Annotated in this window: 8 protein-coding genes; all 8 read left to right on the forward strand. The window is 66.9% G+C overall.

Translation table 11 applies throughout. The annotated features are described in order from the left end of the window. Positions 1-30: 30 nt before the first annotated feature. The gene (locus E5679_RS19660; RefSeq protein WP_138419078.1) at positions 31-1,332 is read left to right on the forward strand and encodes an ABC transporter substrate-binding protein; all 1,302 of its coding nucleotides are present in this window, start codon (positions 31-33) and stop codon (positions 1,330-1,332) included. Between the two features lie 92 nt (positions 1,333-1,424). Continuing rightward, positions 1,425-2,351 (forward strand): carbohydrate ABC transporter permease, encoded by a 927-nt coding sequence (locus tag E5679_RS19665; RefSeq protein WP_212747011.1) that lies wholly within the window; start codon positions 1,425-1,427, stop codon positions 2,349-2,351. Positions 2,352-2,356: 5 nt separating this feature from the next. Beyond that, on the forward strand, positions 2,357-3,181 hold the full coding sequence (locus E5679_RS19670; RefSeq protein WP_138419080.1) for a carbohydrate ABC transporter permease: 825 nt from the start codon (positions 2,357-2,359) through the stop codon (positions 3,179-3,181). 8 nt (positions 3,182-3,189) lie between these two features. Next, positions 3,190-4,563 carry an FAD-binding oxidoreductase gene (locus E5679_RS19675; RefSeq protein ID WP_138419082.1) on the forward strand — a complete coding sequence of 458 codons (1,374 nt, stop codon included), beginning with the start codon at positions 3,190-3,192 and terminating at the stop codon, positions 4,561-4,563. 11 nt (positions 4,564-4,574) lie between these two features. Continuing rightward, positions 4,575-6,782 (forward strand): malate synthase G, encoded by a 2,208-nt coding sequence (locus tag E5679_RS19680; protein ID WP_138419084.1) that lies wholly within the window; start codon positions 4,575-4,577, stop codon positions 6,780-6,782. Beyond that, positions 6,779-7,210 carry a GlcG/HbpS family heme-binding protein gene (locus E5679_RS19685; protein WP_138419086.1) on the forward strand — a complete coding sequence of 144 codons (432 nt, stop codon included), beginning with the start codon at positions 6,779-6,781 and terminating at the stop codon, positions 7,208-7,210. Before E5679_RS19680 ends, E5679_RS19685 begins: the two co-directional genes overlap by 4 nt. Before the next feature lie 18 nt (positions 7,211-7,228). Continuing rightward, complete coding sequence (locus tag E5679_RS19690) at positions 7,229-8,392, forward strand: iron-containing alcohol dehydrogenase (protein WP_138419088.1); 1,164 nt, start codon at positions 7,229-7,231, stop codon at positions 8,390-8,392. Continuing rightward, positions 8,389-8,743, forward strand: a 355-nt coding sequence (locus tag E5679_RS19695; RefSeq protein ID WP_138419090.1) for an aldehyde dehydrogenase family protein, incomplete at its 3' end; no start/stop codon positions are given. The genes E5679_RS19690 and E5679_RS19695, both read left to right, overlap by 4 nt.

An 8,743-nucleotide genomic window follows, 5' to 3' on the forward strand; every position in this document is an offset into this window, starting at 1 on the left:
TCCCACACCAACACGGAGGACAGGACAAAGATGTTCACATCAAACTGGCGAGGACGCGCTGCCATGGTCGGCGCCGTCGTGCTCACCGCCGCGACAGCGCTCACGGCCTGCGGGTCCGGAAGCGGCAGCAGCAGCGCTTCGAAGGACGCCATCACCGGAACGATCCGCGTGAGCGCCCAGACCGACCAGCCGTACCTGCAGGACGCAGCAAATCAGTTCGAGAAGCTGCACCCGGGCACCAAGGTCCAGCTCGTCGAGTCGCCGTCGAACACGTACCAGACCACGATCCGCGCCCAGCTCGACGCGAAGCACGCACCGGACGTCATGTTCGTGTGGGGCGGCGCCGGAAACGCCATGGCCACCCAGCAGCTCGCCAAGGCCGGCATGCTCGCGGACCTCTCGGATCGACCGTGGGTCAAGAACATGGGTGACACGGCGAATGGCCTCGTCTCCTACGACAACAAGGTGTACGCCCTCAACACCTATGCCAACCCGACGGGCGTCTTCTACAACACGGACATGCTCAGCAAGCTCGGAGTGTCGATTCCGAAGACGTTCACCGAACTCCTCTCCTTCTGCAAGGACGTGTCCTCGAAGGGCATCGTCCCGATCGCCATGGGCAACCAGACCGGCTACCTCAACACCGAGGTACCGCTCGAGCTCGTCAACACCCTCATCTACTCGAAGAACAAGAACTTCGCCGCGGACATGGCCTCGGGCAAGGAGAAGTGGACGACCTCGGATCTGTGGAAGTCGTCGCTCACGAAGGCGCACGAGCTGTACCTCCAGATGAACGACGCGAAGTGCTTCCAGGCGAACTCGACCGGCTACTCCGATCAGCAGGCCCGGCAGCTCGTGGCGCAGGAGAAGGCGCTCGGCGTCAACATCATCTCCGCGGCCGCCCAGGGCGTGCAGCAGGCGAACCCGAAGATCAAGTACGACATGTTCGAGATCCCGGCCACGGACAATCCGGATGACACGATCCTGACCATGAACACGGGCGCCTCCTACGCAGTGAACAAGGACAGCACGAACCTCAAGACTGCCATCGCGTTCATCGACTTCATGGGCGAGGACAAGCAGCTCACCGCGGCCTCGAATGCGGCCTTCGGTGTTCCCTACAAGGCGGGTCCCAACACGACCGTGATGGACGGGCTCAAGGGCATCGAGCCGCTCTACAAGGCCGATAAGACGGCCCTGTGGGCCACCAACTTCTGGCCCAATGCCGAAGTCAAGCAGGTCATGATCGCTCAGGATCAGAACCTCATCCTCGGCAAGACCAACGTCACCGATGCGGTCAACGCGATCCAGAAGGCCTTCGCCGGATCCTGATCTCGACGAGGGTGGGGCGCCAAGGCGTCCCACCCTCGCCCGTCCAGCGGTACCACCCCTCAGCGTGCCGCCCCACTTGAGGAGCCATCAAATTGGTTATCACTACAGAAACTCCCCCGCGCTCCGATACGCGCCCCCGGAAGGCAGTGCGAGGCGGCGCAGCAGGTGCACGCATTCCGTTCTGGTTCGCGGTCCCCTGCCTTCTGATCTTCGCGGGCGTGGTCGCCTACCCCACGCTGCAGGGCATGTACTACGCGTTCACCGACTGGACCGGTCTGGGCAGCGACATCCACTTCAACGGCATCGACAACTTCGTCAAGCTGTTCTCCTCCCCCGAGGCCCCTGAGGCGCTGGGCCACACGCTGCTCATCGCGGCTTCTGTCACCATCATCCAGAACCTGCTCGGCCTGCTCCTGGCCATCGGACTGCACTCGAAGATCAAGAGCCGGAACGTGCTCCGCACGCTCCTCTTCGCCCCCGTGGTCATGACGCCCGTGATCGTGGGCTACGTGTGGCAGTTCATCTTCGTCCCCGGCGGACCGTTCGCGTCCCTCACCGAGTCGCTCGGCGCCCCTGTTGGCGGCCTGAATGTCCTGGGCGACCCGGCATTCGCCATCTGGGGCATCATCACCATCGTGATCTGGCAGCACGCGGGTTACTCCATGGTCATCTTCCTCGCGGGCATGCAGAACGTCCCGGACGAGCTCCTCGAGGCCTCGGCCCTCGACGGCGCCAACGCCGTGCAGAGGTTCTTCTGGATCACGTGGCCGCTCCTGCGGACCCCCACTCTCATCAACGTCACGCTCTCGCTCATCTCCTCGATGAAGCTCTTCGACCAAGTCATGGCCACGACGCAAGGCGGGCCCGGAAACGCAACGCAGACGCTCTCCACCCTGCTGTTCAGCGAGGCCTTCCTCTACAACAACTACGGCTACGGGATCTCGCTCGGCCTCATCGTGTTCATCCTCATCGCGGTGATCTCGTTCGGCCAGATGCGGCTCTTCCGGGAACGGGACTGAAGGACATGAAGAAATACACGTGGCGAACCGGCGTCCTCGAGGCAGTGATGATCCTCGTGACCGCGGCCTTCGTCTTCCCCCTCTGGCTCCTGGTCTCGGTCGGCTTCCGGCCCTCCGCGGAGGTCTCACTCAATCCGGTTGCGCCGCCGTCGTCGCTCTATCTGGAGAATTTCTCTACCGCGTGGGAAGAAGGCGGCCTTGGCCCGGCCTTCATCAACAGCATCTACATCACCGCGATTTCGGTGGCGATCCTCGTGGTCGTCGGCGCCTGCGCGAGCTACTACTTCTCGCGGTCGCGCGGCAAGGCCGGCCTCCGCTGGTTCGCGATCGTGGCAGCCGGCATGATGGTGCCCTTCCAGATCGGGGTGCTGCCGCTCTACCGCGTCATCACCGACCTCGGGCTCGCGGGGAACCCCGTTTCGCTCATCATCTTCAACGCGGGAATCCACCTCCCGCTCACGGTCATCCTGTATACCGGTTTCATGCGGCAACTGCCCGCCGAGTACGAAGAGGCCGCTCGGGTCGACGGCGCCAGCTCGTTCCAGACCTTCTGGCGCATCGTCGTGCCGCTCCTCCTGCCCGTCACCGGAACCGTGATCGTCCTCGATGGCGTCTCCATCTGGAATGAGTTCTTCACGCCCCTGCTCTACCTCGGCGGCACCCCGAACGTCACGGTCCCCGTCCAGATCTACAGCTTCGTGGGCGAGTTCAACACCCATTGGGGTCAGGTATTCGCCGGCCTGCTGATGGCAAGCCTGCCGATCCTCCTCCTGTTCTTCGCCTTCCAGCGCTACATGATCCGCAGCTTCGGCAGCGGCCTGAAGGGATGAGAACCGTCATGCACCTGGCTCCGATCGACGCGCGGGTTGAGGATCTCATCGCCGCGCTCCCCGAAGGCAGCGTGCTCACGGAACCCACCGCCGTCGAACCCTACCGGCGTGACCGCGCAGGTGACCCGGACGCCGGCGTCCCGCTCGCCGTCGTCCGCGCAGCGTCGACAGCGGAAGTGCAGACAGCGGTGCGCTGGGCGGCGCGGCATGGCGTGCCGGTAGTGCCGCGGGGAGCTGGCACCGGCCTCTCGGGCGGGGCGAGCGCTGTGTCCGGCGGCATCGTCGTCTCGACCGAGCTGATGCGCGAGGTGAAGGTCGATGCTCGTACCCGCACGGCCGTGGTCCAGCCCGGACTCCTCAATGCGGAGTTCAAGGCGGTAGTAGCGGAGCACGGTCTCTGGTACCCGCCGGATCCGGCCTCGTTCGAGATCTGCTCCATCGGCGGCAACCTTGCGACCAACGCGGGCGGCCTCTGCTGCGTGAAGTACGGCGTGACCGCCGATTACGTGCTCGGCCTCGAGGTCGTGCTCGCCGACGGCCGGGCGGTACGGCTGGGCGGCTCCTTGATCAAGGACGTCGCGGGCCTCAACCTCGTCAAGCTCTTCGTCGGCAGCGAGGGGACCCTCGGGATCATCACCGAGGCCACCCTCCGCCTCCTTCCTGCCCCACCCGCGCACCGGACCATCGCGGCCTGGTTCCGCACCACCGAGGACGCGGCCGAGGCAATCGCCGAGATCGCCAGCACCATCCGGCCCAGCATGCTCGAGTACATGGACCGGAACTCGGTCAACGCCGTCGAGGACCTCCTCGGGATCGGGCTCGACCGCGAGGCCGCCGCCTTCGTCCTGGCAGGAAGCGATGATCTCGACCCCGCGGGGCGCGAGATCACCGTGATGCTCGAGGCCTTCGCGCGGCACGATCCGATCCTGGTCCAGGAGACCTCCCCCGAGGACGGCGCAACGCTCGAGTACGCCCGCCGCATCGCCATCCCCGCCGTCGAGGCCACCGGCCGCCTGCTGCTCGAGGACGTCGGGGTGGCCATCCCCCGGCTCGCCGACCTCATCCACGGCGTCGAGGAGATCGCGGCTCGGGAGCGCGTGCGCATCGCGTTCATCGCCCACGCCGGCGACGGCAACACCCACCCGCTCGTCGTGTTCAACCCCGACGATCCTGCCGAGGAAGCCCGCGCACATCAGGCCTACGGCGACGTGATGACTCTGGCCATCCGCCTCGGTGGAACCATCACCGGCGAGCACGGAGTGGGCCGGCTCAAGCGCCCCTGGCTGGAGGACCAGATCGGCCCGGATGCCCTCGACATCGCCCAGCGGGTCAAGGACGCGTTGGACCCCGAGCACCTCTTCAACCCCGGAACGATTTTTTAGGAGACCGACGAATGACCGGAACTGAGCGCGCCCGCGTGGGCGGGCTGCAGATCGCTGCCGCGCTGCACGAGTTCATCGAACAAGAGGCGCTTGCTTCCAGCGGGCTAGGGTCCGAGGAATTCTGGCAGGGCGTCGAGGAGATCATCACCGACCTCATGCCCGCCAACCGCCGCCTCCTCGCAGAGCGCGACCGTCTCCAGTCCGAAGTGGACGATTGGAACCGCGCATACCGCGGGAAAGCCTGGGACGCCGCCGAGTATCGCGCCCGGCTCGAGCAGATCGGGTACCTCGTGCCTGAACCCGAGCAGGTCACAGTGACCACGCAGAACGTCGACACCGAGATCGCCGAGCTCGCGGGCCCGCAGCTCGTGGTGCCCGTGAGCAACGCTCGGTACTCGCTCAACGCCGCGAACGCGCGGTGGGGTTCGCTGTACGACGCCTTCTATGGCACCGACGCCCTGCCCGGTTCGCCTCAGGGCAGGGGATACGACCGTGACCGCGGCCTTCAGGTCATCGCGGAAGTGCGGCGACTGCTCGACGAGTTCTTCCCGCTGGAGCACGGCAGCCACACTGACGCGACGCAGTACGCCGTGGAGGACGGGACCCTCGTCGTCACGCTCCCCTCCGGGCCCAGCCGCCTGAAGGACAGCGCTGCCTTCCGCGGCTTCACCGCGGATCCCGGGCGCCCCGAGGCGATCGTGCTCTGCCGCCACGGCCTCCATTGGGAACTGCGCTTCGACCCCAACTCTCCCGTGGCGGCCGACGACCGTGCCGGCATGAGCGACGTTGTCGCCGAGGCCGCCCTCACCACGATCATCGACTTCGAGGATTCAGTGGCTGCCGTCGACGCGGCCGACAAGGTGGCCGCGTACCGCAACTGGCTCGGCCTGAATCGCGGCGACCTGGTGGAGAGCTTCGAGAAGAACGGCAGAACCATCACCCGCCGCCTCGCCGAGGATCGTCGGTACATCGCTCCGGATGGCTCGGAGCTCGTCCTGCCGGGTCGCTCGCTTCTTTTCGTCCGCAACGTCGGCCACCACATGATGACTGACGCTGTGCTCGACGCCGCGGGGGACGAGGTCGGTGAGGGCATCATCGACGCGATCGTCACTGTCCTGTGCGCCCTGCCCGGCATCGATCCGGGCAACCCGAAGCGCAACGGCTCCGCCGGGTCCATCTACATCGTGAAGCCGAAGATGCACGGACCCGAGGAAGTGGCTTTCGCCGTGCGCCTCTTCGGTCGGGTAGAGCGACTCCTCGGGCTCGCGCCGGAGACCATCAAGCTCGGGCTCATGGACGAGGAGCGCCGCACGAGCGCGAACCTCAAGGCGGCTATCGCCGAGGCGACGAGCCGGCTCGTGTTCATCAACACGGGCTTCCTCGACCGGTCTGGCGACGAAATCCACACCTCCATGGAGGCCGGTCCCATCGTTCGGAAGGCCGAGCTGCGCACGCAGCCCTGGATGCTCTCCTACGAGGACCGGAACGTGGACATCGGCCTCGAGGTGGGCCTGCCCGGCCACGCACAGATCGGCAAGGGCATGTGGGCGGCTCCCGACCGGATGGCCGCGATGCTGGAAGAGAAGATCGGCCATCCCCTCTCCGGGGCGACGACAGCCTGGGTGCCCTCGCCGACCGCGGCGACCCTGCACTCCCTGCACTATCTGCGAGTCGACGTGCGCGGCCGACAGGCCGAGCTCGCCGGGGCGCGCCGCGCAGGCCTCGAGCAGCTGCTGACGGTCCCCGTCGGCGACCCCGAGCAGTGGGACGAGGCGGCCCGTCGCGCGGAGGTCGACAACAACGTCCAGTCGCTCCTCGGCTACGTGGTCCGCTGGGTCGATCAGGGGATCGGCTGCTCCAAGGTGCCCGACATCCACGATGTGGGCCTCATGGAGGACCGCGCCACCCTGCGCATCTCCAGCCAGCTGCTCGCCAACTGGCTGCGCCACGACGTGGTCTCCGCGGCGGAGGTACGGGCATCGCTCGAGCGAATGGCCGCCGTCGTCGACTCTCAGAATGCCGGCGACCCGGCCTACCGGCCCATGGCGGATGACTTCGATGGAAGCTTCGCCTACCAAGCGGCCTGCGAGCTCGTCTTTGAAGGGGCCGCGCAGCCGAACGGCTACACGGAGCACATCCTGCATCGCTGGCGCCGGAAGGCGAAGGAGCAGGCGGCGGAGTGGAATCAGACGGAACAGGAACAGAGGGCAGGCGTATGAAGCAGTACATCGAAACCGCGTCGATCAGCCATGAGCTGGCGCTCCACATTGTGGACGTGGCCATCGAACAGGGCGCCCAGCTCGGAGTGCCAGTGGCCGTCACGGTCGTGGACCCGGCGATGGCGTTGGTTGCCTACGCTCGGGCCGACGGGATGACCCCGCACAGCTCCGAGACGAGCCGCCGCAAGGCCCAGACCGCGGCATCGACCCGGCGGCCGAGCGGGTGGATGCAGGGCGATTTCGCACTCATGCTCCCCCTTGGCTCCGGGAACCGACTCACCAACATCAACGGCGGTGTCCCGCTCCGCTTCGATGGCCGGCTCATCGGCGGCCTGGGGATCGCCGGCGGCACTCCTGATCAGGACGCCGAGATCGCCTTGGCCACACTTCAGGCGGTCGGGGCCGACACCCTGACGCCTGTCCCGTAGACGACCCGGAGGATTTCCTTGGCTTTCCATATTGCTCTGCCGCGCCTGATGAAGGTCGGCGGAGGCGCCATCAAAGAGCTGGGCGATGTCGTCGCCGAGTTGGGGGCGCGGCGCCCCCTCGTGGTCACCGATCCGTTCATGCAGAAGTCCGGGACGGTTGACGCAGCCCTCGATGCCCTGCGGGCGGCCGGCTTCGACGCCGCGGTCTTCTCCGAGACCGTGCCGGACCCCACCACAGACTCGCTCATTGCGGGGCTCGAGGCGGTCCGCGAGCACGACGCGGACGTCCTGATCGGCTTCGGCGGCGGGAGCTCGATCGACACCGCCAAGGCGCTCGGGCTCCTGTCGAAGCAGGGCGGACCGATGCGTCAGTACAAGGCGCCCAGACGGAACACTGGCCCCTCGCTGCCGGTCGTCGCGGTTCCCACGACGGCCGGCAGCGGGTCCGAGGCGACGCAGTTCTCCATCATCAGCGACTCTGAGACGAACGAGAAGATGCTCTGCGCGGGGCCTGCGTTCCTGCCGGTTGCCGCGGTGGTGGACTACGAACTGACGCTCTCTATGCCGGCCAGGCTGAGCGCGGACACGGGGGTCGACGCGCTCACCCACGCCATCGAGGCGTACGTGAGCCGCAAGGCCAACCCCTTCTCCGACGGGTTCGCGCTGGCGGCGATCACCGCGATCGGCCAGAACCTCCGTGAGGTCTACAAGGACGGGGCCAACCGTGAGGCCCGGGAGGCGATGATGCTCGCCGCGACCCAGGCGGGCATCGCCTTCTCGAATTCGAGCGTGGCCCTCGTGCACGGGATGAGCCGTCCTCTGGGGGCCCACTTCCACATCGCTCACGGGCTCGCCAACGCCATGCTCTTCCCGGCCGTCACCGAATTCTCCGTCGCCGGAGCAGAGGCGCGCTACGCGGATTGCGCGCGGGCGCTGGGCGCCGCGCGCCCGGATGACGACGACGGCGCAGCCTCGCGCGCGCTCGTCGCCGAGCTCCATGCGCTCAACCGGGATCTGAACGTTCCCACGCCTGAGTCCTACGGGGTCAGCTCGGACGACTGGAGCCGACTGATCCCCCTCATGGCCGAGCAGGCTCTCGCCTCCGGATCCCCGGCCAACAACCCCATCGTTCCGGACGCAACCGAGATCGCAGCCATCTACACCAGGATCTACTCCTCATGACAACCATCAAGACGATTCCGCATTACCTCAACGGCGAAGAGAGCAACGGGGTCGGGGAGCGCACCCAGCCGGTGTTCAATCCGGCCACCGGCGAGCAGACGGGCGAGCTGTGGCTCGCCGATAGGCAGGACCTGGAGGCGGCGGTGGCGAACGCGCGCAAGGCCGCCGATTCCTGGGGGGAGGTCTCCCTGGCCAGGCGCACCGCGGTGCTGTTCAGGTTCCGAGAGCTGGTCGCGGGCCACATCGATGAGCTCGCGGCGCTGGTCACCGCCGAGCACGGGAAGGTCCTCTCGGACGCGAAGGGCGAGATCGGGCGGGGCCTTGAGGTGGTCGAGTTCGCCTGCGGGATCC

This window comes from Sinomonas gamaensis (assembly GCF_005876955.1).
GTDB lineage: Bacteria > Actinomycetota > Actinomycetes > Actinomycetales > Micrococcaceae > Sinomonas > Sinomonas gamaensis.